At 56.4% G+C, this 296-nt stretch carries 1 protein-coding gene; it reads right to left on the bottom strand.

Annotated elements, in window-relative coordinates; translation table 11 throughout:
* A partial coding sequence (locus B3W37_RS11605) for a fumarate hydratase C-terminal domain-containing protein (RefSeq protein WP_483175868.1) occupies nucleotides 1–296 on the bottom strand: 296 nt, incomplete at both ends.

The following is a 296-nucleotide window of genomic DNA, read 5'->3' as shown; positions in this document are numbered from 1 at the left end:
CGGTCGTTTGTTCTGGTCATTTTCTTCCTCCTTGTAATATTGAGAGTTGACCCTGTTCCTCACCTCTTGGTATATATTATCACCATATGAGTCAATAGCCACGATACACGGGAACGACCGCACCTCCAGTCTTAACAGGGCTTCCGGTCCCAGCTCCGGATAAGCCACGGTTTGAGCGGAAACAATGCGCTCGGCCAGGTAAACCCCGGCCCCGCCTACGGCGGCCAGGTATACCGCGCCAAAGCGCTGCATGGCTTCCACCACCGCCTGGCTGCGGTCGCCCTTGCCTATCATGC

It is taken from the genome of Syntrophomonas sp. UBA5494 (assembly GCF_002426325.1).
This window is presented reverse-complemented; position numbering and strand designations above follow the sequence as displayed.